Genomic DNA, 23,907 nt, shown 5'->3' on the forward strand with positions numbered 1-23,907 from the left:
TAACTGTAAATTGCATTAATTAATTCAATTGAATTGAACTGGTTAAAAACTCAATTCCAACCTGTAGATAACTCACCACTTATTCTTTTTAGAATCTGTTTCGGGCTACTCATTTTTCTAGAAAGCTTTGGCGCTACACTTACAGGCTGGGTAAATACAGCACTAATTGAGCCCACATTCAACTTCACCCTAATTGGTTTAGAATGGCTACAACCACTGGATGGCCCATGGATGTATATTTACTTCTATGCTATGGCCTTATGTGGACTAATGGTGATGTTTGGCTTTTATTATAAGGCAGGTATGGCGGGCTTCACCATTCTTTGGACCCTAGTCTATTGGATGCAGAAATCTCACTACAACAACCACTATTACCTACTCATTCTCTTGTGTGTATTTATGCTTATAGTACCTGCACACGCCTATGCATCTTACGACTCAAAACGCTGGAACTCTGTAGTCTCCACTACTTGCCCAAAATGGTGCATTAATATCTTCATTTTACAAATGTGGATAGTTTTTACGTTTGCCGCATTGCATAAAATTTACCCTGGCTGGCTCAATGGAGATTTTATTGGAATGAACTTCAAAGCAAAGTCAGACTATTGGCTCATTGGCGAGTTGCTACAAAAAGATTGGCTTCAACAGATGGTAATTTATGGTGGCATTTTCTTTGACGGTCTAATAGTCTATTTCCTGCTCTGGAAGAGAACCCGAAAAGCCGCATTTATCATAGCCGCATTTTTTCACCTCTTTAATTCAGCGGTATTTCACATTGGTATTTTCCCATATCTAATGATAGCCCTAATGGTTTTCTTCTTCGAACCAGAAACAATCAGACGCACTTTCTTTAGAAAAAAGCCAATAGTTCAGCTGCAGAAGAACCTTCCAAACCTTACCCCTAGTTGCCTAGTCTTGGTAGGCATATTTGGACTCTATTTTGCGTTACAGATTTATCTTCCAGTTAGAAATCACCTTTATAAAGGAGACGTATTTTATACCGAAGAAGGGCATAGACTTTCTTGGAGAATGATGCTAAGATACAAGTCGGGTTATACTAACTATATGATTAGAGACTTAGCTACAGACTCTACTTGGACGGTAAAGCCAATTGAGTTCCTTACTCCGAAACAATCGTCATCATTATCTGGCCATCCAGACATGATATGGCAGTTCGCCCAGTATTTAGAGCGCGAATATCAAGAGCAAGGCATTGAGGATGTAGAAATAAAGGTAGAAGCATTTGTACGCCTTAATAGAGACCCGATGGTAAGGCTCATAGACCCAGAGGTTGACCTGAGCGAAGTAAGATGGCAACCCTTAAAACACTCTCCTTGGATACTAAGCCCCAATAATTAGTTCCAACGGTTTTGTTTAGACCAACCTGTCTGCTAAATTGCCGCTCTTTATAATTAATCTAAATAAGTCTTGAAGAACGTCACCCATTTAAAGCTGCACGAAAAAGCCGTGATTAAGGGTTTCACGGACGAAGTTCTTTCTGTGAAATTAATGGAAATGGGCTGCTTACCAGGTACAGAGATATCGCTAGAACTCATAGCACCTTGGGGCGACCCAATAGCTATTGAAGTTGCTGGCTATCAGCTTTCATTGAGAAAATCAGAAGCTTCAAGCATTCTTATCGAAGACTAGAATTAATGGCATCTAAGGCAGATTTAAAAATAGCACTGGTTGGAAATCCAAATTCTGGTAAGTCAACCTTGTTCAATTTACTTACAGGACTTAAGCAAAAAACCGGAAACTTTCCTGGAGTAACTGTAGATAAGAAATCCGGTTCTTTCAAGCTTCCTGACGGAAGAATTGCCGAACTAACGGATCTGCCTGGCACATACAGTATTTATCCAAAAACGCTCGATGAGCAGATAGTTCAAGAGGTACTTCTAAATCAAGAGCATCCGCAACACCCAGACGCACTAATAGTAGTAGCCGATGCCACCAACCTAAAGAGAAACTTATTACTCTTTACTCAAATTCGGGACTTAAATATTCCTTGTGTTCTAGTGTTGAACATGATGGATTTAGCGGAGCGCAAAAAACTCAAGTTCGACTTAAGATCCCTTTCAATAGACCTAGGGGTTAAAATAGTAGCAACAAACTCGCATTCTGGTTTAGGAGTAGAAACCTTAAAGAACATTTTAACTCAAGAACTTAGGGTTCCAAAAAAACCTTTTTACCCGGTTCGGTCTTTGGCTGAAGACACTATAGATAAAATAAAGTCTTCTTTCGACATAGCTGAAGACTACAGAGCATACCAATATGCCCAGCAAAATGTAAAGTTGAACTTCTTAAGCGAAGAACAACGCAAGCAAATAGAGCAAATAAAAAGCGATACGGGTTTTTATGATGTTCCTACCCAATCACAAGAGGTTCTTGGCCGCTATACGCTTATTTCAGAGACAGTAGATAGAAACATTAAAACCAACGATGTCAAAGAATTAAGTCTGTCTCAAAAAGCAGATAAAATCATAACTCATAAATTCTTTGGTTATGCCATATTCGCAGCCATTCTCCTACTCATTTTCCAAGCCATATTCGCTTGGTCAGAATGGCCAATGACCTTTATCGAAGAGATAATGGCTGGCTTCTCTTCGCTTGTCAGTGAAGCACTCCCAGAGGGAGTTGTGAGAGATTTACTGACAGATGGAATAATCGCAGGCTTGGCAGGTGTAGTGGTTTTTATTCCTCAAATAGCCCTTCTGTTTGGTTTCATTAGTCTTTTAGAAGAGTCTGGCTATATGTCTCGCGCTGTATTTTTAATGGATAGAGTTATGCGAGCCTTTGGTTTAAATGGCAAAAGTGTAGTGCCCCTAGTTTCAGGTATGGCATGCGCCATTCCCGCCATTATGGCCACTAGAAGTATAGATAGTTGGAAGGATAGAATCATCACTATTTTTGTTACGCCTTTCATGAGTTGCTCGGCAAGACTGCCCGTTTATACTTTACTGATTGCCTTAGTTGTACCAGAGCAAGAGGTTTTGGGCTTTTTGAACCTACAAGGACTAGTACTTACCGCTTTATATCTATTGGGAATTATTGCCGCGGTTTTATCTGCTTGGGTAATGAAATTCATCCTCAAAACTAAGCAGAGAGGCTATTTCATTATGGAATTACCTACCTATAAAGTACCACAGTGGAAGAACGTGCTTCTTACTATCTATGAAAAGTCTACAACCTTTGTTTTTGAAGCAGGTAAGGTGATTGTGGCCATCTCAATAATATTATGGGTACTCGCCTCTTATGGGCCTGGTGAAGACTTTGATAATGCTGAGCAGATTGTTAGATCAGAAATGCCATCTGGAACAGAAGAGGAGATTGAAAATGCCATCAGCGCCTACGAACTAGAGCACTCTTACGCTGGGGTTTTTGGTAAATTTATTGAGCCTGCCATAAGACCTCTAGGCTATGACTGGAAGATTGGAATAGCACTTATTACCTCCTTTGCTGCCAGAGAAGTATTTGTAGGCACCATTTCTACCATTTATAGTATAGGAGCTGATGAAGAGGATGAACTCACCATCAAAGAAAAGCTCAGCAAGGAGGTTGATCCAAGAACCGGAGAGAAGATGTATACACCAGCCTTAGGTTTTTCGCTTATGGTTTTCTATGCTTTTGCCATGCAATGCATGAGTACTTTAGCAGTGGTATATAGAGAAACCAAGGGTTGGAAATGGCCTTTGCTTCAGACCATTTACATGTCTGCTGTAGCATACTTGGCTGCTTTTGTAACCTACAATATATTTAGTTAGTAGGTCTATAATTTAGGGGGAGAACATCTGAGAAAGCTCCCCACCTCCACCAACCACCAAAAGTAACATCACGTGGGCTTAGAAACTGCCCTGGAAAGCTCACAGGGGTTTCCTTCTTGTCGAAAAAGATAATTGACTTTTGGAAGAGCTCTAGCTCATCCAACTCCAGACCAAAAACCTGATAGCTTGTTAGGCTTTGATTGTCCGACAATGAAATAGAGGATCTTGCTTTCTTATCTGTATACTTATAATTACCGCTTTTAGAGGTACTTCTATACAGTTTCTTATAGTCATCATCTTCAAATTCTCCTCTATAGGTAACCTCTATATCACCTACTGTTTTAAGCCTATATAAGTATTCCTTTTCGGTTTTCTCAATCTGAAGTATTTGATCGAGCGGTTGCGGATTAAGTGGTGTGGTATATTCTGAAGTTACTGAATCGTATTGAATAATATTAACCCTAAAACCTTCTGCTTCCAACCTCCCCATAATCAAGGCATTCAAAAAATGAAGTACAGAACCGTTGTAAGCTTGCTCTCTAGCCTCCTCCCATCTTCTATATTGCCTTCTAGATTTTGGCTCTAATTCCTTAAACTGCGCAGAGCCTATATTTACTTTAGTCCCACTCTCAAATTTAAACTCTTCTAATAAATAACCTATTCTAAAGCCTAATGCCCTATTTTCTATGTAAAGTATGTCTTCAGCAGTAACCTTGTAATTATCAAGGCTATCTATAACCTCAAAATCCAGCACATCGGGATTGATAATTTCACAGTCTTTAGCATTTTCAGATCGGCCTAAGAATTCCTGCTCAAACCGCTTGTAGAGCCGTCTGTTTTCACCACTATTTTTCTTCCTAGATCTGCCTATAACTTGAATTCCCTCTAAGGCAATAGGGTCTATCTCCATCTCAATGATGAAGTTTCTGTCCTTCACCTCCTGCTTATAATTAAAAGAGATAGATTTAGACTTATATCCAACATAAGAGACTACTAAGTTGAAACCAATATCTGGTATATTATCAATTTTGAACCGTCCCTCTAGATCTGTTGGCACTCCTAAAGTACTATTGTCTATAAACACATTAGCAAAGGGTAAGGGCTCTTGGGTCTCCTTATCTAAAACAACTCCCGTAATTGCCCTTTCGCTATATATTCTTTTTAATATAACAATGGTACCATTTACCTCTCTATAGTAGAGATTGCCTTTAGAAAGCAAGTCATCGAGAAGATATTTGACAGATACACTGTTATAAGACTCATTTATTCGAGTGTTTCTGGGAATGATATTACTATTGTAGGAAAAGCTAAGATTCGCTTCTCTGTTGAGCTGTCGTAAAGCCGTTGGCAAGCTCACATCATCGAACTGAATGGACACCTCATTATTAAGGACAGAATTCTGAGTGTCCTGAGCAAATAATTTAATGGCAACGAAGAAGAAAAATGAGACGACAAGCGTTCGATGCATGCACCAATTTAATCGTTACATGCAATTCCGTCTAATTTTATGTGATTTTCTTTATCCTTGGTTATAGTGATGGCAGGAAAAGTCGCTTGTAAGATATCTAAGGCTCCGTCAATAGTTTGGTCATTGACATACAAAGTTGCCTCACATTTTGCTATAGATTCAGCTACTTCAATTTCTACCCAGTAAGTCTTTTGGAGGTCTTTTGCTATATCAGCTAAACTAACGTTTTCAAATTCAAGCTGCTTTGTCCACCAAGCGGAAAAATTGTTATTCTTCAACTTACCTTTCTGCATTTGAGTACCATCAGCAGAAAGAACTGCCTTCTCTCCTGCTTCTAGAACTGCTGGCTCTCCTTTAGCTTTAGTAGATTTAAAGCCAACCTTACCTGAAGTTACATTCACCTCTACAGATTCATTTTCATAGGCCCTAACTTCAAAGCTAGTACCAAGAACCTCTACTTCGCTATTAACAGTAGAGATAACGAATGGTAGGTTCTCGTTTCTTTGAACATCAAAATTAGCTCCACCCATTAGGGTTACGTTTCTATTTGATTCTCCAAAAGACTCGTCATAACTAATAGAAGAGTTAGCGTTTAGTCTAACTACAGAACCATCTGGCAATGTAACTTCTTCAACTTGATTGGCTGTTTCTACGAGAAGGGGCTCATTATCCGAACCTATTGTAAACCCACCATTTTTAGCTAGAAAGAACCCTGCCGCTGCTACAATAACAATGCTTGCAGCAATTTTTAAGAATGAAAAATTGGTTTTTTCTGGCTTGAGTTGACGTTCTATGGTAAGCTCAGGAGCTATTTTATTCCATGCAGCATCTGAATCGAAGCTATCATTTGTGTAGACTGAACTTATTTCCCACGAGGCAGCACAATTTTGCAGCTCATTGCTAAGCTGTTCATCAGAAAGCAATTCGGCTTCAAACTGCTCTCTTTCTGCCTTTCCCATCTCATCAGCCAGATATTTGGCTATTCGCGTTTCCATTGTATTTCTTGATCTACAATATTCAGACAATTTTATGCATAGATACCCCTACCAAAAAAAGATAAGAGGTAAAAAAATAGTTAAATAATCTCCTAAACTTTCTCTAAGCATCTTCAGAGCCTTACCCATATGCACTTCTACGGTCTTTTTAGAGATGCCCAGCTCATCAGCAATTTCATGATACTTCAGCCCTTCTTCTCTGCTTAACCTAAACACTCGTTGGCATTGCGGTGGCAATTCCTCAACTGCATTTTTTATTCTTTTCTGAAGCTCGAAATCTGGCTGATGACTTACAAAGTTTCTTCTTACCTCTTCAATTCTATCTTGCTTGCTGGCCACATGCCTAGCCACTACTTTTCTATGTTTTATGTAGTTGAGTGCCGTATTATAGGCAGCCCTAAATAAATAGGACCTGAAGCTGATATCGGAACGAATCATTTCCCTTTTTTCCCAAAGGTTCACAAAAGTAGCCTGAACAATCTCTTCAGTTGTATCTTGATCCCTAATAATTCTGATCACATACCTACAAGCAGGATCATAATATTCCTTAAAGAGTTTTTCAAAAGCTTTTTTGTCGCCTTTGGCAAATGCCTTTAACAACTGCACTTCGTCTATTACCACACTTAGTTGTTTCTCGATGGGTTGAAGTTATAAAGATTTTACTAATTGCATAGAGGTAGAAAATAAAGGGCTAACCCTAGTTTTGTAAACCCGTATGCTAAAGCTTAAACTAAAGAAAACTTGAAAGAAACAGCCCAAGAGACCTATCAAAAAAGATTCGATGAATTCAAGCAATCTGCCAAGTCATTGAAGTCTGACTCTAATACATTCTCAACATTACGAGTTATTCTGTTTATAGTTTTCACAATCACCTTTGTTTATGCTGCCAATGCTGGGAATAGTGTCTTGCTTCTGTCATCGGTCGTTGTCTTTCTAATTGGCTATTTGGTGCTATTGAAAAAACACCAATCTATAAAAAGACGACTAAAGGTTATGAACAACCTTTCTCAGATAAACTCTGATGAAATTCTGAGAGGGCAGTTTAACCTAAGTGGATTTGAAGATGGTATGGAGTTCTTTGTCCCGAGCCACCCCTACCATATGGACTTAGATATTTTTGGAAAGCACTCGCTATATCAACTTATCAATAGAACTTCATCAGTATTCGGAAAACAAATTCTTGCTAACTGGCTAAGTAATCACGCTCCTAAAAAGGAGATACTAAAAAGACAGGAGGCTATTAAAGAGCTCACTTCTCAGTTAGATTTAAGACAAGAGTTTCAGGCACAGGGAATGGCTGAAGAAAAGCCTAATAAGGACAGTATTAAAACTCTTTTCAATTGGTTAAAAGAAGAGCAATCCACTAAAAACCGATCTGTTTACAAAGTGCTCATGGCATTGCTTTCAGTAGCCACTATAACAAGCATTGTCTTAGCGTATTTCTCTGTTGTGGCAATAGGCTTACCCATTTTACTGATTTTCATAAACATTGGAGTATTGAGCACTCTTTTCCAAAAGCTCTTGGCCATCACTAGACAAACAGAAAACGGCTATAAGTCTCTTCGTTCATTAAAAGCACAAATTGAGTTAATAGAAAATGCAGAAGTAAAAAGCACAGTACTTCAAGAACTGAAATCCCCATTAAGTAACGGAAACAAGAAAGCCTCTAAGTTACTGCAGGAGTTATCGGGCATCTTGGATAACCTTCAGAACAGAGCTAATGTGCTTTACCAATTACTCAATGCGATCTTGCTTTTAGACATATTTTGGTATCTAAAGATTAATAAGTGGAAGGAAGAGAACGAAGCAAACCTAGAAGAGTGGTTTGAAGTAATAGGAACCATAGATACTCTTATGAGCATTGCTGGCTTTGCATTCTCAAACCCTGATTATCAGTATTCAGAAATTGCCGACACACCTCATACTATCCGCGCAGAAGAACTCGGACACCCGCTTATCAACTCAAACAAAAGAGTGAGTAACAATTTTGATTTCTCTGGCAAGGGCGGAGTTTGTTTAATCACTGGTTCAAATATGAGCGGGAAAAGTACTTTTCTCAGAACAGTAGGAATCAACTGCGTTCTTGGGCTTATGGGAGCACCTGTCTGTGCCAAATCAATGCAAGTGGGAGAGCTGAAAGTATTTACTAGTATGCGAACCCAAGACGACTTGGAAGAGAGCGTTTCGTCCTTCTATGCTGAGCTTAAAAGGCTGAAGCAACTTATCGGTCAGATTGATGAAGCACGACCGACACTATTCATGATCGATGAGGTATTGAAAGGCACAAACTCAGATGACAGACATAAAGGTGCCACAGCGCTTATTAAACAGCTCAACAAAACCAATGCGTTTGGCTTTGTTTCTACACACGACATTGTGCTAGGCAATATGACCAATGAATTGGCAGGAGTAAAGAACTACAGTTTCAACAGTACCATTACCGGCAACGAAATTCATTTCAACTACAAACTAACGCCAGGTTTATGTAAAAGCTTTAACGCCACTAAGCTAATGCAGCTCATGGGTATTGAAGTTGAATAATGCGCCATCAGTTCTACGGAATTACTTATTTTTGGGCTCATTTTTGAAAAATCTATGGCGTTCGATTCTAATGTAAAAATTGGTGTACTTGGCGGTGGTCAGTTAGGCAGAATGATGATTCAGTCTGCTATCGACTTCAATCTCGATGTTCATGTGCTAGACCCAGACCCAAATGCTCCGTGTAAAAACATCTCTACCAGTTTCACCAATGGCTCACTTACCGATTTTGATACTGTAATGGCTTTTGGGGCAGATAAAGAGCTACTTACTATTGAGATAGAAAATGTAAATACTGAAGCATTAAAAGAACTCCAAAAACAAGGCAAGAAGGTATTCCCTCAGCCAGAAGTAATCGAGCTAATTCAGAATAAACTGCATCAGAAGCAATTCTATGCAAAGCATGGAATTCCAACCGCTCCATTTCACGAGGTGGCCAATGCAGAAGAAGTGCAAGCTAAGAAAGACTTCTTGCCATTCGTAAATAAGCTGGCCACCGGAGGTTATGACGGACGAGGAGTTCAGGTAATCAGAAATGAAGAAGCCATGGACAAAGCTTTCGATGCCCCTGGCTTTGTGGAAGAAATGGTCGATTTCGAGAAAGAGTTAGCAGTAATTGTAGCTCGAAATGAGGCAGGAGAAATGAAGACCTTCCCTACGGTTGAAATGGTTTTCCACCCAGAGCACAACTTAGTCGAATATCTTTTCTCACCAGCAGAAATCAATTCAGGCATTGAAGAGCAAGCTCAAAAGCTTGCCAAAGAAGTTATCGAAAAACTCGATATGGTAGGCCTTTTAGCCATAGAAATGTTTCTCACCAAAGAGGGCAATTTATTAGTGAATGAAGTGGCTCCAAGAACCCACAACAGTGGCCACCAAACTATTGAGGGCAATGTTACCTCTCAGTTTGAGCAGCACTTGCGAGCAATCTTAAACTGGCCTTTGGGTGACACTACAACGTTATGGCCATCGGCTATGGTGAATGTTTTAGGAGAAGATGGTTTTACTGGAGACGCCAAGTATGAAGGCATGTCTGAAGTAATTGCTAAATCTGGAGTTCACGTGCACTTATATGGTAAGAAACTCACCAAACCGTTCCGAAAAATGGGACACATAACCGTGTCTGACCAAGACATGAATGAACTAAGAGAAAAAGTTAATTTCGTTAAATCCACCTTAAAAGTAAAAGCATGAGTAAGGCAGTAGTAGGAATTATAATGGGTAGTCAGTCAGACCTAAGGGTAATGAGAGAAGCTGCTCAAGTTTTAGAAGATTTAGGCGTTGAATTCGACCTTACCATTGTTTCTGCCCACAGAACACCAGATAGAATGTTCGATTATGCCAAGTCGGCCAAAGACCGTGGCTTGAAGGCGATAATTGCTGGTGCTGGTGGTGCTGCTCACTTACCCGGAATGGTGGCTAGTTTAACTACTCTGCCAGTAATTGGCGTACCCGTAAAATCTAGCAACTCTATAGATGGTTGGGATTCTGTTCTTTCCATTCTACAAATGCCTGGTGGTGTTCCTGTAGCTACAGTAGCACTAGACGGAGCAAAAAATGCAGGTATTCTTGCTGCTCAAATTGTTGGCACTTCAGATGAAGCAGTTGCCAATAACTTAACCGAATACAAAGAAAACCTCAGAACAAAAGTAGAAGACAGTATTGAGGCCGTTGCCAAAAGTGGTTGGAAAGCCTAAATACTAAAGTCTGCTTCGTAAGATTCATGGTGGAAATCGAACCAGTATTCGTACTGGCTATACTCCAATGCATCGGCTATAAAGCCTTCTGAGGTATTAAAGCTCAAAATGCTCGACTGAGGAACAAACTCCCTTATCTTGATCGCCTGATCAAAAGGGAGCTTAGATATTTGCACATATCCAGTGCCTAAATCTATGTGTGGACTTACTTTCGACATTATTATGCAAGCATAACATATTTTCCGAAAGCAATTGATAAAGAGCTATTTAAGATTTTGTTAATTAGATGAATTCCTTTGTTAAGGTTAAATGAACTCTACTTTTAACCTGTAACAAAGGGCTGGCTCAAGTCGTCTTATGGCCTGCCACCATCATCTTCATCTTCTTTCTTGGTCTGCTTCTTTTTCTTCTTTAGAAGCCCTTCTAATACCCCTTTTGCCTTTTCTTTTACTTCTTCCAATTTTTTATCCACAGAGTCTTTCTCTACCCCTAATTTGCCAGCAGCAACAGCAGCAATACTATCTTTTCTAGACTGAAGAAGACTATCTATTTTCGCCTTGGCGGTATCTGTTTTAGCCTGAATAACCTGTCTGGCCGAATCTTTTGCAGCATCTACTTTTTCCTGAACTTCTTGCTTTACCTCTTCCTTTTTCTCCTCTACTTTGGCCTCTACACTTGCCTGAACAGTTTGCTTAATTCCACTACCATCGGCAGAAGCAATGCTCTTCAAAGAGAATTTAGGATCAGAGAAAACTCCGCCCATACCAATATTCAGAATGAGGTTATCTCCAGTTAGTTTATTGCTAGTCCCTGTTAAAGATGAAACCAGACTATTCAGTTGAGCTCCCACTTGGCCAGCAGGCACATTCATAGCCAACGTATAATCTATAGAACCGTCTATTCCAGTACTTCCAGCAATAGTAGTTTTGTAGTCTCCCAAATTCAGGTCGAATGGCTTAACAAAGAGTCTCCCATCTTTTATTTCAGCAGTCATCTTTACTTTATCTAGGGTGGCTGCCCCCACATCGCTCAATTTTGTAACACTAGCTAAACCAGAGAGTAGATTAGACTGACCCAAGCTAGCCTGTAGAATTTGTATAAGCCCTCCACCAGTAAGACTACCATAGTCAGGCATCATGTCTGAACCCAATGCCCCCTTAATATTAAAGTCAGTGGAGAAAAGCCCTGTCATGTTTTGAGTGACTGGAGCCATTTTTTGCACCATATCTATAGATTGGAATGAAGCAGGAATTGAGATTTCTTTGGCTCCAAACTTAAAATCGAAGGTTGGTTTTTCAGGCTTACTATCATATTCACCAGTAGCCGACACTTTTCCATTTAGTGCATCAAAACCAGCATTATTTAGTGCAACAGCTCCATTTTTAACCTCTACGCGCCCAGCCATATTATTTAGCGTAAGGCTGTTATACTTCACTTGATTCACTCTTGTGGTTAAATTGAACACTACATTCTCCGGTATTCGCACTACCTCTAGAGGCTCTCCAGATTCGGTAGTTTCTTCAAGGTCATCAGAATCTGTCATCCACTCATTCACATTCAGTTGATCTGCCTCCACACTTAAGACTCCTGTTAAAACCTCATCGTTAAGAGCAAAACCTAAGTAGTTTTCTATCTTACCGTTCATTTTGTAAGATGTAGAACCGGCCTTTCCTGAATAGTTCGCTAGGGTAATTGCATTATTATCAAACCTAGCCTCAGCATTTGATATAGTAATTTCTTGCTCAACAGCATCTCCCTTATAGCTAAAGTCCGTCAAAACCAAATCTCCAGATGTTGGAAGTCTACTGTAGCGCTGAGCCTCTAAATCCTTCATGTTACCATTGCTTTGCAGGTTGGTATTCACCTTGCCTTTGAGCTGCATTCCTTCCATAGGATATATAGCCATCAGCTTCTCTAAGTCTAAAGAGCCACTTGACTTTACGTTCCAAGAAAAATTATCGGGGTTTACCAGCTTCATTTGAGCTACAAACTCTTGACCATCGAGGTTAAGAGAAAGGTTATCTACATTAATTTCAGTGTCTGCCATTTGGCCAGACTTATTGATTACTCCTGCAGCAAGTGTTAGATTTTCGATAGCAGACGGAACATCAGGTGTTTTTATATAGCCGTTTTCTAAACTCAACCCAATGTCCATTTTTGGCACAATATTTCTGACGCTGTCATAAACACCGCTAGCATCGGCCTTTATGTTAATCAAGCCTCTCATTGCATAACCATCCATAGGGTAGTAATTACCGACCTCTGAAAGATTAAGCTGGCCATTTATAGCCGCAGTCATTCTATAATCTCTAAGATTCTCAATAAGCAACTTGGCATCTAAAGGGTTAGAGCCCATTTCAAGGTGCAGGTCTTGAAGGTCTATGCGCGTGTCTTCAATTACACCTGTTTTGTTATCTATTGCCACACTGAGTTGAACATTCTTAATAGCATCTGGCAAGTCTGGATACTTGAAGTTTCCATCCTTTATGTTGAGACCGAAGTTGAATGCAGGCATATTATCGTCACTATAGATGCCATTTAGCGCTCCTGCAAAACTCAAGTTTCCAGTGGCCTGCAATTCATCGAATGACGCTAAATACGCTGGCGGAACTAACGATAGCAATTGCTTGAACTCGGCACCTGGAGAAGAGAAAGAAAGATCCATTCCGTAACCATCTTCTAGCATAGTAAAAGAACCATCTGCAGACAGCGGAAAGTCATTGACTTTAATAACATTGTCTTTAAAGGTGTACTTAGAGTTGGTGAGGTCCATGGAAAGCACCACATCTAAATCGATAGATTTATTATGGAGGTAATCTACTTCTTGGTAAGTAACTTCAACATCATCAATTCTTCCAGTAGTTTTAAGGTCGAAAATGTCATTAGCAAAATCACCTTCTCCCTTTACATTCATACCACTGAGCTGCATAAAATAACCCAACCCTTGGTCGAAGTAAACGAACTCGCTATTCGTTATTGAAATAGACTCTAGCCCAAGGCTTACCGAGGCCGATTCCTCATCCTCCACCTGCTCTTCAATAGCTTCAGAAGCCTTGGCAATATCGTAGTTAGCAGTACCATCTTGCAGCACAATGATGGTGATATCTGCCCCATCAGCCGAAACTGATTTCAGGCTAATTTCATCCCCAAAAAGCACCTCCTTCATGTTAACAGTAGCCGATAGCTCTCCTACTTTGAATAGCGTATCTTGTTCAAATACCCCTGTACCAATTATTCCCATATTATCTAAGGACAGCGTGAAGTTTGGGAAGTTCCTAATTAAAGACAGGTTAAAGTCGTCAAAATAGAGTGAAGCCTCAGTATTCTTAGAAAACTCGCTCATAATTAGCTCCTTTATTTTTCCCTTGAAAAATACTGGTATCAGCAGAATGGCTATAAAAATGACAAGTAAGAAGCCAACAAAAATTTTGAGAACCTTTTTCATAATTCAGTTTAATTCTATTCAAATTTAAAGAATAAAGGACATGGCAACCATAAAGCTTACACTCTTCAAGATTAAATAATTTATGAAGAGGCGGGCTCCAAGAAAAAGGCAGGTAGAGTAAAGAGCTACCCCTTGGATTTTAAGCTTCTGATTCGCTTTGGTCCGTACCAAAGCCATAGTCCTGTTACAGTGAGGAAAACAAGGCCCAAGCCCAATATGTTCATGGAAACGAGCTTGAAGGCATCAGAAATGATTGACCCATCATGTATTGTTTCAATCCAATCAGAATGTCTTTTGGCTACTGAAAGTACCTCAAGGCTGGTGGCATCTACCTGAACCTCCCAGCTTCCAGTATCAAAAATAACTTTAGCAATCCCTTTGGTAGGCCTGTACTCTATTCTATCGAAATTATCTGCAGTCAGACCTAATGAATCAACGGCTAAAAGTGAGGCTAGAGCCAACTCATCTACTGGCTTGTAAGAAGTGAGCGCTTTATCTACTCCCGATTGAGTAGGAGGCTGAAGTAGATCTACGTTCTTCTTCCAGCCTAGCAAAACACCAGTTAGGGCACTCAGCAACAAAAAGATGGCCAACACTACACCCATCCACTTGTGAAACTTTCTAAAACTTCTAACCGAATTTACTATGCCCTTGGTACTCATATCAAATGGGCGCAATAACTGTAAAAAGGGGAATTAACGCAAGGGTAATTTTATGTTACCATAATATTACGTAAACATTTACATCAACGTAACACACAGCCAATTTGTAACGTATTATTGTCTATTTTTGGTTAATATTAATTTAATGTTAACTTTGTATTAACCGAAATTTACAACACCATGTTATTTCACATGTATTGGGAGCGAAATGAAGAGATGGATTATTATATGGATACTTGCGTTTACACTGACTAGCACAAAAGGTCAGGAAGTAAAAAGTACATCCATACCATCTAATCAAACCTCTGCAATACAAAATCTAAAACCTTATTTAGCACTTCATAATTTAGAGCAAGACACCTTCTTTACTGAAAAGTTTGAAAGGCTAATTCACAAGCTAAAACGACTTAAAAGCAGAAAAAAATCTGATTACGCTTTTCTTAAAGCAGTTTTCTACAAAACTCATACTAGCCTATTGCATGAATATGATAGGCTGGCCACTATGGATCAAACTTTGGCCAGTGGCAAGTTTGGCTGTTTAACTGGAACGGCCCTGTATGCTATTCTGCTAGATTACTTTGGCTATGAATACCGCATTATTGAATTACCAAACCATGTGTTTCTCCATTTATCTGTAAATGATGACTCTTTTGTTTTTGAGTCTACCCTTCCTTTTGGTGGATTTATGAAAACTACTGCCGAAATGGAAAAACTTCTAGAACAACCATGGGTTAATTATCGTAGAATAAGTGAGTTGAGCACAGTTGGAGATTGGTTCCAAGATTTCAAGATTGTGCCAGGCAACTACAAAACCATAGACCTGAATCAACTTGCTGGACTTCAATATTTCAACGAAGCAGCGAAATTCTACTTAAACAAAGATTATAAAACAGCGATGGATTTAGCACTAGAAGCCTACGCGCTATATCCTTCGGAAAGAAACGAAAAAATTATGCAACTGATTATTAATAAAATACTGAGATACGACCTGATAAAACAGGAATTGAAAAGCGAATACTTAGACAAGTATGTAACTTCTGTTAAGGGGAAAAAGCTATCGCAAACCAAATAAAGCTAGACTTCTAGTCTAGCTTTAAAATCTTAAACTCTACCCTTCTATTTAAAGCGCGCCCCATTCTAGTTCTATTTGAAGCAATAGGAATTGTTTCTCCATACCAAACAAAGCGCAATCTCTCTTCATCGATTCCCAAGGTAGCCAGCCCCTTTCTAACAGCTTCTACTCTTCTGAAAGATAAATCTACATTGTAGGCATCTGTTCCATAGCTATCGGTATGCCCTCCCAACTCTACAATGGAGTTAGGGTAATCATTCATGAATTTCGCTAGGTTGCGCATTTCAATCCATGATTGCTCCTTGAGTAAATCCTTATCGAAATCGAAGAACACATTTCTGATAATAAACGATGTACCTGCTGCGGCTTTCACAATTTGTGGAGTGGCATAAACAGTTGGTGTAGCTGCATTAGAAATGATTGTATTTTGGCTAAGTTCTGGTAAACCCAGCTCTCTTCTTTGCGCGTTTAATACTGCAAAGGTATCTCGCTCAATTTCTGGTAAGGCCAAAGTAATTGCCACCGCCTTCGCAACGTCTTGGGGTACTTCAATAGGCTCACCCAAAGCTACTCTAGCACTGTCCAAATCTAGTCTGTCAAGCGAAACCGCATAAACATTCAGATCAGAAACATCTAACAAGTCTATGGTTGAACCCACTGGCACATAGCCTGGTATTTCTGCTCTGTAACTATAAATTTCATCTGCTGGCAGTTCAATACAATAATTTCCTCCTGCATCTGTTCTCACTCGTCCTACCTCAACACCATCTCTAAGCCTAGAAAAAACCACTTCTGCATCTAACGGCTCTTGAGTTTCAGGATCTACTATTCTGCCACATAAAGACACCAAGCGTATTTGACGAGAAACCAACGGAAGAGTGAATGAATGAATGTCTAAATCATTCCCTTCAACCTCTCTACAGAAGTAACCGAAGCCTCCATTCTTTGGAATGAACAAGAACATATCGTCTACCTCAGAATTGACCACTGGACCAAGATTTTCGGGCTCTGTCCAACTTTGCCAAGAATTATCCAGCCTACGAGTCATGAAAAGATCTTTCTTTCCATACCCACTGTGGCCATTTGAGGTAAAAATCAGGGTTTTCTTATCTGGCATCAAGAACGGTCCTTCCTCTTCACCAGCTGTGTTAATTACTGGCCCCATGTGCACTGGCTCTGTCCATACGCCATCTTTCTGCTGAAAACTCACATAGAGATCTCTTTGCCCTTCTGTACCTCTTCCTTCTTCTGAAATTATCAGCACCTCACTATCTGGAGTAAGCCAGAAGTTAACGTTTTCATGCACGTTTAAGTCATTGTAAATCTTAAGGTTTTGTGGGTAAGTCCAGGTAGTTTTATCTAACCTTCTACTCTTAGACAAACCATAATTCATTCCACCCTTCAGGTATTCATTACCTAGAATGATGAGCTCCTCATCTTCTTGAAGAAAAGCACTTATAAAGTTAGGGTCGAGGTTATTCAAAGGCTCTCCTATATTGTAAGCTAAGCCCCAGTCATTAGTTTTTTTATCAAAGTCAGAATACCAGATATCTTCCAGATCATCTAGACCACCAACATTGCCTTCGTGCCCCCTTCTACTGAAATAAAGTGTTTGTTCATCTTTGGTAAGCAAAGGTTTTATCTCACGCTTATCACTATTTACCAGATCGTTCAACCTATACACCTGAAGCTTTGTGTTAATATTCGGCATCAGATTAATTCTAGCCTCGATGGGTGTTTTTGAGTTTGAAACGCCAATACAATCTATATCGCTAAATCCATCTACCTTGGCACCATCGAGCACAACTTTTACTGCTGAAACATTGTAAGAAGTCTTCTCTAAAAATATGCGAAACATTCTCCAGCGCTCGCGAACAGGACCCGCAGGCTGATCGTACACTTTATATTCGTTTCCTTCAGGGTCATAAAGAAACACCTGACTAATAGCCCCTGGATTGTAGGTTTCTCCAATGGCAATCTGCTCTATGGGCATGGGCAATTCAAATCCCACTTTTATATACTCAGTAGTATTAGGCTTAAAAGGCCTCCAAGCATTTGGATTGCTCCCTCCAGCAGGTAAAATATTTGGCTTAAGTAGTGCTTGTCTGGAAGAATTTTCCAGCTCCGTGAATTCAGAAGAGACTTCTTCTACCTGTGTTGCCCACTGCACTGTTGTTTGAGCACTTAATGAAAAATAAGTGCATACTATGAATAGTATACTTAGTAAGTGTTTCATGGTGAGATGCACGTCTGAACGTGATCTAAAAATAGCCAATTTTAACGATTAGTAGCGTTTATCATTCTTCAAACAGCGCATTAATAGCTATTCGTGTGATTTCTCATTAAAAATAAGATAACCAAATGACAACATCAGTCCTATTGGAGCACTATTTCCTTGAATGTAGTTAATTCTGGCACTTAGCGGACCAACCACCGTATCGTAAATGAGCGCCCCCATACCTTTGAACTGTGGCGTTTGGAAGCCCATCTCTATTTCAGCCTCTTGTGTTATGCCTTCATTAAAGGTTCTGAATGGTAAAAAGCCATAAAGTTCTAGGCGAAAATCAAAGCTTCCTCCCAAATGCCAAAGGTGCTTCATACCAGCCCCAACATAGCCAGGAGCTCTGAAATTATCTAAGAAGTATGTTTCCGAATCGAACATTGGCTCAAATGATGGAGTGTAAATGAGTGTGCTTCGGTAGTTATCCAATGGCGACATGGTAGAATAAGTTGCCTCGAACAACCAACCAAAAGAATAGCGTTCGGTTACTTTGCTGTACTCATCGAAACTCATGGAAAACTCAAACCAGTTTTCATTACTCGAAAGTGTTATAGGGTTATTCGTGTTGTACTCAGCAGAAGTTGTTCCGGCAGTGTAATCTATGGAGCTGCCAATAAACTTAACCCCAGTATAAAAGCGTGTACCCACTGTTGGGAACTGCTTTTTGTTCAGACTATTTCTTTCAAAAGCGAGCTTAGACCTAAAGCCTCTCAGCTTGAATACATCTAGTTTATCATCTGACGAAAGATCGATGGTATTACTAAACTCATCTCTGTTCCTGATCATTCCGTTCTCCAAGGTCAGCACACTTCTACCTTCAGTACCAATACCTATTATTCCGCCCACTCTCCTATCTATTCTATCGAGAATCAGTGGGTCACTCTGTTCATCAAAAATGTCTTCGGTACTTAAGTAGTCCCAGTGATTATACTGGTAGTCAGGTTGAATAAAAAACCTTGTTTTTGGGTTAATATTGAATCGGGTTGAAAGGTTGACAGCTTCATAAAACCTGCCTGTAGAGAGCATTACTTTGTAGGTATTGAGCTTTCGCTTGAAAGAGTTAAGTTCAGCACCGAGTTGTAAAGTAGATACTTCTCTTGTAGATATATTACCTCCAAACTGCACAGTAAGAGCGTTTTGAGCTGTAGACTTCAGATAAAGCTCTAAAACATACGCCTGTTCCTCTTCATTGTATGTGAAATTAGGATAGACATTCTTAAAGTAGGGCTCCGATACAAGCTGAAAGTAAGCCTTACTAATTTGAGTTACAGTTTTACGTCCATCTTTAAAATTAATAAGCTTTCTAACGAATTTTTCCTGATCGCTAGAGAACCCAAATAAGTGGAGATCATAAAAAGAGTACGGACTGAATTTTTGATGAAAATCTCTTCTGGTCAGCTCAACCTGAGCCTTGTTTCTTCTACCCTGAATCTTTTCTCTAAGCTCAGGAATCTTTCTCAGCGCAGCAGTATAGCCAGAATCTATCAGCGCCTCAACCTGGTCGAAGTCTACGGCACTAAAGTTAGACTGTATGTCTGGCTCTACGTATACATCGCCTTCACCCAAAACATTCGGGTTTGTTTTATCCAAAAACATAAAGAGCAAAGCATCATTGATAATTTGGTCGTCAGTATCGAAAGGGTATGTCTCACTAAGCTTGGTAGCCACATTGGAGCCTATAACTACATCGGGACTAAAATCCCGTTTCATAATGTCTACTGGAAAGTTGTCATATATACCCCCATCAAAGAGGTATTGATCGTTATTTTTAATAGGTCTGTAAAAAAATGGCACCGCCATAGATGACCTTACTGCTTTCATGATCGAACCCGAGTCTAATGCCAATGTTTGCTGGGTAAAAACATCAGCAGCAATAGCCTTATAAGGCACCATCATTTTTGTGAAATCAAAATTAGAAGCCTGTGCAGCTTGGGTAAGGTATTCGTTTAAGACGAAATTAATGATCAGGTCATTAGCTAAGGGAGAGTTTAGCTGAGCACCAGTTCTTGGATCTATGATAAGGTCTAGCGACAACCAAGAGGCATTATCTTCTCTTTTGGTGTAATTGTATTGATAGCGTTCTGTAGAGGTGCCGTCAATCCAGTGTTGAAAAGAAGGCTCTTCTACAATCATCTGTAGTTCTTCTGGGCTATAACCTGCCGCATAGAATGCTCCAACAACCGCCCCCATAGATGTGCCAACCACGTAGTCTATGGGAATATCATTCTCTTCAAGCGCTTTGATAACGCCAATATGTGCCAGGCCTTTGGCTCCACCACCACTCAAAACAAGACCTACCTTTTGCTGACCTAAGGACATTAAAGGCATAAACAACAGAGATAGCAGTAGCACCCTTTTCATGGCACCAAGATAAACGAAAAAAGCAGGGCAAAACCCTGCTTCTGTATAAGAAATCTTTAATAAACTACTCGTTACTGGCGGTTATGCCAGATTCGGCCCAAGGAGCGACAATGTCATTAAGTTTTTTGTCTGTAAGTTGAACTACAGTTTCAAACTTAATCATCTGATCTTCTTTTAAGTGAGTTTCTGAAGGAAGGTCTTCTGCCAAGAAATCAACTTGCTGACCTCTTTTCCAGAACCTGAAACAAAGGTGGTAGCCTGTGGCTAGACCAGTTTTTCCTACATAACCTATTACATCTCCCTTTTTCACTCTTTGACCTTTTTTCAGGTTGCTGAACTTACTCATGTGCAAATAACCAGTAGTGTAAGTAGAGTTATGCTTAATCTTCACGTAGTTTCCATTCCCTTTGGTATAACCTCTTTCAGTGATGATTCCGTCACCTGCTGCTTTAATTGGAGTTCCTCTTCCTGCAGCAAAATCAGTTCCTAAGTGAGGAGTTCTTCTCTTCAACACTGGGTGAAACCTATTCGGATTATATCTAGACGAGATTCTTGAAAACTCAACTGGGTAACGTAAAAACGCCTTTTGGTTACTCATGCCCAATTCATCGAAGTAATTTAGTCCATCACCTTGATCAAAGGCATAAGCCTTGTAATCATTATTACGGTGGTTGAATTCAGCACCAATGATATTACCAATACCTACTGACTTACCATCTACCAGTTTTTCTTCGTAAACCACCTTAAACCAATCTCCTTTAAAGAGGGTTTTCATGTCTATTTGCCAGCCGTAAAGATCTGCCACTGCATTGACTAAAGCTGCAGAGCCACCTTGCTCTCTAATTGAGTGATCTAGCGAAACCGTGATCAAGCCTGCCATAGTTTTTTCTACCACTTCAATTTCTCTGGTCTCTTTGTAAACCGCTAGCGAATCAGATAGCTGATAAATAACATACTCCGTATTGTTAGGCTCATAGACAAAATAGGAGGCTGTCTTAATGGAATCGTTAGTATAGAAAATGCTGTAAGGCTTTCCTACAACCAAGTTTCTAGCGCTATGAACATCTTTAGATATTCTATCGATAGAATAAATATCTTGATGACTTAAGTTGAATGGTAACAGAATATCTGCGAAAGTCTGATTTCTTTTAATCTTTCCTTCTTCTACCTCATAGAGGTCTAATGGAATACCAAACTTAAACTGTGGCTCAACTGGCTCTTCAATCGAAGCTTCCGGAAGTTCATCGAAGAACTCTGGGTCTGCTACCTCATTATTCTGTGATTTAAAGATGAAAAATGTTACTGCGACTGCTACTAATGCTGTCCCCGCGATACCCGCAATTTTTTTATTCATTAACCTTATTTTTGAGCTTAACGACAAAGTAAAGGATTTCTGCGAAAAAAGATGAAAAAAGTGAAGGAAGGCTTACTTCCGCACCTTGAGCCTCAAACTGTTAAGTACCACACTTAGAGAAGAAAAGGCCATGGCTGCACCAGCAATCATAGGGTTTAGCAAGAACCCATTAACAGGATAAAGCACTCCAGCAGCAATAGGTATGGCAATGACATTGTAAACAAAGGCCCAAAACAGATTTTGCTTCATAGTGGAGCTGATGAGATTAGAAAGCCTAAAGAATTCACTGATCTTACTAATATCTCCCGACATGAGAGTTACATCTGCACTTTCAATAGCTACATCCGTTCCTGTGCTCATAGCTATTCCTAAATCGGCTTGAGCAAGGGCAGGAGCGTCATTTATACCGTCACCCACAAAAGCAGTTGGGCCGTATTTTTGCTGCACCTCTTTTAAGTACTTCAGCTTATCTTCTGGAAGCAAGCCTCCTCTGAACTCCGAAATTCCGGAATCATGTGCCACCGCAGCAACAGCAGCTTCATGGTCGCCAGAGAGTACCTCTAAGTGTAAACCCTGTTTCTTTAATGCCTCTACAGCGCTTTTCGTTTCTGGCTTAATATTGTCATGCAAGCCATAAAGCGCTAACAACTCTTCATTCCTCCAAAAAGCTACAACCGACCTGCCTTCAGTTTTTAGCTCCTTTACAAGCTTAGACTTCTCCTCATCTAAATTCTCAAGCTCACTTAAACCAGTAATTCTATATTCCTCATTATCGATTTGTGCTTTCAGACCGACACCGGAAACAGTATCGACCTTATTGATCATAAATGGAAGAAGAGAATACTTTCCGTTCAGATATTGAGTCACAGCATCGGCCATTGGGTGGTGAGATTGCGACTCCATTCCATTCAAAATGCTTAAGAGGTGAAGTCTATCACCATCTTCAAAAAAGAGCTTTTCGAAAACTACCTCTAGCTTACCTTTAGATATTGTACCAGTTTTATCAAACAGCAAGGCCTTAATAGACTTTGGTTTCTCGAGTGTTTCAGCATTCTTGATTAGTATTCCTTTTGAAGCCGCTTTACCAACTCCAACCATAATAGCTGTTGGCGTAGCCAAACCTAAGGCGCAAGGACAAGCAATAATTAGCACACTGAAGGTATTCACGAAGGCCATTGCGAAAGCGTTTTCACTACCTAGGCTGTACCAGATAATGAAAGTGGCGACAGCCAAAACCAAAACCACAGGTACGAAAATGGAAGAAATCTTATCTGCCAGTTTCTGAGCAGGAGCTTTAGAACCCATAGCATCAGACACCATTTGAATGATCTGGCCTAAAGCAGTATCAGAACCCAGGTTTTCAGCCTTAATGGTAAGCGTTCCATTTTTAAGCAAAGTACCAGCCTTCACCAGATCATCCTTCTGTTTTTCTACAGGAACTGATTCTCCAGTAAGCATGCTTTCATCCAGCACGCCTGAACCGTTGTCTATGCTTCCATCTACTGGAACTCGGTCTCCAGCTTTGATAATTAGTAAATCTCCAATTTCAACTTCGTCTAAAGGAACCTCTCTTTCTTTGCCGTTTTCAACCCTAATAGCACTTTTAGCCTGAAGCTTGTAGAGTTGCTCAATAGCTGCCGAAGATTTTGACTTTGCTCGCTCTTCGAGGAATTTACCTAAGAGAATAAAGGCGATAATTACCGCTGCAGATTCATAATAAACATGAACTTGAAGGCCCAAGCTTTCAATCCAACTTGGTGCGAAAGTATTGATTACACTATAAAGAAATGCCGCTCCAGTACCACTGGCAATGAGCGTATCCATATTGGTCTGGAACTTCAAAGCGAGCCTGAATGCTCCTTTGAAAAAATGCAGGCCTGCATAGAACAACACAGGTAGAGTAAGTGCAAAGAGCAGGTAATTCTTGTAGGCAAAATCTCCCACAAACATGGACAGCACCATGATGATAACAGCTAGTGGCAGTGCAACAATCAGCTGTTTCTTAACCTCTTGGAGTTTTTCATCGGCCGACTTAGATACCTCATCTTCTAGAATAAGGCTATAGCCAGCATTTTTTACCAGTTTCTTAAGCTCTTTCAGGTTTGCCTGATCATCTACTTCTAAAGTTACCTTATGAGTGGCATAGTTAACACTAGCCGAAACCACATGAGGTGCTTTTTGAAGAGTTTTCTCTACAGTGTTTGCGCAGGCTGCGCAGGTCATTCCTTCTACAGGGAGTTGCTTTTTCAAGCTTATTTTGTCTGCCATGG

The 23,907-nt window shown here is 40.0% G+C and carries 17 protein-coding genes; 7 read left to right on the forward strand and 10 right to left on the reverse strand.

The genetic code is table 11. From position 1 onward, the window contains the following. The first annotated feature begins 33 nt into the window (after positions 1–33). The 3 genes from T7867_RS04260 to feoB all read left to right on the forward strand — a co-directional run bounded on the left by T7867_RS04260 (position 34) and on the right by feoB (position 3,764). Entirely contained in the window at positions 34–1,359 is a 1,326-nt protein-coding gene (locus T7867_RS04260) for an HTTM domain-containing protein (RefSeq protein WP_322299860.1), read from the forward strand. A gap of 69 nt (positions 1,360–1,428) precedes the next feature. Next, positions 1,429–1,650, forward strand: a complete 222-nt coding sequence (locus tag T7867_RS04265; protein ID WP_068216114.1) for a FeoA family protein — start codon at positions 1,429–1,431, stop codon at positions 1,648–1,650. Between the two features lie 5 nt (positions 1,651–1,655). Beyond that, positions 1,656–3,764: a ferrous iron transport protein B gene (feoB, locus tag T7867_RS04270; RefSeq protein ID WP_273273949.1), complete on the forward strand. Its 2,109-nt coding sequence runs from the start codon at positions 1,656–1,658 to the stop codon at positions 3,762–3,764. On the opposite strand, the gene T7867_RS04275 is transcribed toward feoB, so the two are convergent. From T7867_RS04275 to T7867_RS04285, 3 genes are read right to left on the reverse strand one after another with little or no spacing between them, the layout of a single operon-like run. Further along, positions 3,757–5,232, reverse strand: a complete 1,476-nt coding sequence (locus T7867_RS04275) for a carboxypeptidase-like regulatory domain-containing protein (RefSeq protein ID WP_322299861.1) — start codon at positions 5,230–5,232, stop codon at positions 3,757–3,759. The two genes, feoB and T7867_RS04275, sit on opposite strands and share 8 nt — an antisense overlap. A gap of 8 nt (positions 5,233–5,240) precedes the next feature. Then, positions 5,241–6,227: a FecR family protein gene (locus T7867_RS04280; RefSeq protein ID WP_322299862.1), complete on the reverse strand. Its 987-nt coding sequence runs from the start codon at positions 6,225–6,227 to the stop codon at positions 5,241–5,243. A gap of 48 nt (positions 6,228–6,275) precedes the next feature. Further along, complete coding sequence (locus tag T7867_RS04285; protein WP_068216127.1) at positions 6,276–6,848, reverse strand: RNA polymerase sigma-70 factor; 573 nt, start codon at positions 6,846–6,848, stop codon at positions 6,276–6,278. Between the two features lie 120 nt (positions 6,849–6,968). Between T7867_RS04285 and T7867_RS04290 the strand changes: the two genes are divergently transcribed. Genes T7867_RS04290 through purE form a run of 3 tightly spaced genes read left to right on the forward strand, consistent with a single transcriptional unit; the run spans position 6,969 to position 10,462 of the window. Further along, positions 6,969–8,768 (forward strand): MutS-related protein, encoded by a 1,800-nt coding sequence (locus tag T7867_RS04290; RefSeq protein WP_322299863.1) that lies wholly within the window; start codon positions 6,969–6,971, stop codon positions 8,766–8,768. A 54-nt stretch (positions 8,769–8,822) separates the two neighbouring features. Next, entirely contained in the window at positions 8,823–9,959 is a 1,137-nt protein-coding gene (locus tag T7867_RS04295) for a 5-(carboxyamino)imidazole ribonucleotide synthase (protein WP_322299864.1), read from the forward strand. Further along, positions 9,956–10,462, forward strand: coding sequence for a 5-(carboxyamino)imidazole ribonucleotide mutase (gene purE, locus T7867_RS04300; protein ID WP_322299865.1), 507 nt, complete (start codon positions 9,956–9,958; stop codon positions 10,460–10,462). The genes T7867_RS04295 and purE overlap by 4 nt, the downstream gene beginning before the upstream one ends. Here purE and T7867_RS04305 read toward each other — a convergent pair. From T7867_RS04305 to T7867_RS04315, 3 genes are all read right to left on the reverse strand, one after another. Then, a complete protein-coding gene (locus T7867_RS04305) occupies positions 10,459–10,680 on the reverse strand; it encodes a hypothetical protein (RefSeq protein WP_273273957.1) in 222 nt (73 codons plus the stop codon). The two genes, purE and T7867_RS04305, sit on opposite strands and share 4 nt — an antisense overlap. Before the next feature lie 137 nt (positions 10,681–10,817). Further along, positions 10,818–13,907 (reverse strand): AsmA family protein, encoded by a 3,090-nt coding sequence (locus T7867_RS04310; RefSeq protein WP_322299866.1) that lies wholly within the window; start codon positions 13,905–13,907, stop codon positions 10,818–10,820. A 125-nt stretch (positions 13,908–14,032) separates the two neighbouring features. Further along, a complete protein-coding gene (locus T7867_RS04315; RefSeq protein WP_322299867.1) occupies positions 14,033–14,569 on the reverse strand; it encodes a PepSY-associated TM helix domain-containing protein in 537 nt (178 codons plus the stop codon). A gap of 208 nt (positions 14,570–14,777) precedes the next feature. Here T7867_RS04315 and T7867_RS04320 point away from each other — a divergent pair, with 208 nt between their 5' ends. Beyond that, on the forward strand, positions 14,778–15,641 hold the full coding sequence (locus T7867_RS04320) for a hypothetical protein (RefSeq protein WP_322299868.1): 864 nt from the start codon (positions 14,778–14,780) through the stop codon (positions 15,639–15,641). A 10-nt stretch (positions 15,642–15,651) separates the two neighbouring features. Here the strand turns inward: T7867_RS04320 and T7867_RS04325 are convergent, their stop codons facing one another. The 4 genes from T7867_RS04325 to T7867_RS04340 all read right to left on the reverse strand — a co-directional run bounded on the left by T7867_RS04325 (position 15,652) and on the right by T7867_RS04340 (position 23,905). Beyond that, entirely contained in the window at positions 15,652–17,877 is a 2,226-nt protein-coding gene (locus T7867_RS04325) for an OmpA family protein (RefSeq protein WP_084375544.1), read from the reverse strand. A gap of 87 nt (positions 17,878–17,964) precedes the next feature. Further along, a complete protein-coding gene (locus tag T7867_RS04330) occupies positions 17,965–20,283 on the reverse strand; it encodes a patatin-like phospholipase family protein (protein WP_322299869.1) in 2,319 nt (772 codons plus the stop codon). Between the two features lie 64 nt (positions 20,284–20,347). Further along, entirely contained in the window at positions 20,348–21,637 is a 1,290-nt protein-coding gene (locus T7867_RS04335; RefSeq protein ID WP_068216146.1) for a peptidoglycan DD-metalloendopeptidase family protein, read from the reverse strand. 72 nt (positions 21,638–21,709) lie between these two features. Further along, entirely contained in the window at positions 21,710–23,905 is a 2,196-nt protein-coding gene (locus T7867_RS04340; protein WP_322299870.1) for a heavy metal translocating P-type ATPase, read from the reverse strand. Positions 23,906–23,907: the final 2 nt, after the last annotated feature.

The sequence above is a fragment of the Roseivirga spongicola genome, from assembly GCF_034376045.1.
GTDB classification, from domain to species: Bacteria; Bacteroidota; Bacteroidia; order Cytophagales; family Cyclobacteriaceae; genus Roseivirga; species Roseivirga spongicola.

Coding starts and splice junctions, on each gene's coding strand:
- feoB (WP_273273949.1), top strand. CDS start 1,656: ATGGCATCTAAGGCAGATTTAAAAATAGCACTGGTTGGAAATCCAAAT.
- T7867_RS04275 (WP_322299861.1), bottom strand. CDS start 5,232: ATGCATCGAACGCTTGTCGTCTCATTTTTCTTCTTCGTTGCCATTAAA.
- T7867_RS04280 (WP_322299862.1), bottom strand. CDS start 6,227: ATGGAAACGCGAATAGCCAAATATCTGGCTGATGAGATGGGAAAGGCA.
- T7867_RS04295 (WP_322299864.1), top strand. CDS start 8,823: ATGGCGTTCGATTCTAATGTAAAAATTGGTGTACTTGGCGGTGGTCAG.
- purE (WP_322299865.1), top strand. CDS start 9,956: ATGAGTAAGGCAGTAGTAGGAATTATAATGGGTAGTCAGTCAGACCTA.
- T7867_RS04305 (WP_273273957.1), bottom strand. CDS start 10,680: ATGTCGAAAGTAAGTCCACACATAGATTTAGGCACTGGATATGTGCAA.
- T7867_RS04310 (WP_322299866.1), bottom strand. CDS start 13,907: ATGAAAAAGGTTCTCAAAATTTTTGTTGGCTTCTTACTTGTCATTTTT.
- T7867_RS04315 (WP_322299867.1), bottom strand. CDS start 14,569: ATGAGTACCAAGGGCATAGTAAATTCGGTTAGAAGTTTTAGAAAGTTT.
- T7867_RS04320 (WP_322299868.1), top strand. CDS start 14,778: ATGAAGAGATGGATTATTATATGGATACTTGCGTTTACACTGACTAGC.
- T7867_RS04325 (WP_084375544.1), bottom strand. CDS start 17,877: ATGAAACACTTACTAAGTATACTATTCATAGTATGCACTTATTTTTCA.
- T7867_RS04330 (WP_322299869.1), bottom strand. CDS start 20,283: ATGAAAAGGGTGCTACTGCTATCTCTGTTGTTTATGCCTTTAATGTCC.
- T7867_RS04335 (WP_068216146.1), bottom strand. CDS start 21,637: ATGAATAAAAAAATTGCGGGTATCGCGGGGACAGCATTAGTAGCAGTC.
- T7867_RS04340 (WP_322299870.1), bottom strand. CDS start 23,905: ATGGCAGACAAAATAAGCTTGAAAAAGCAACTCCCTGTAGAAGGAATG.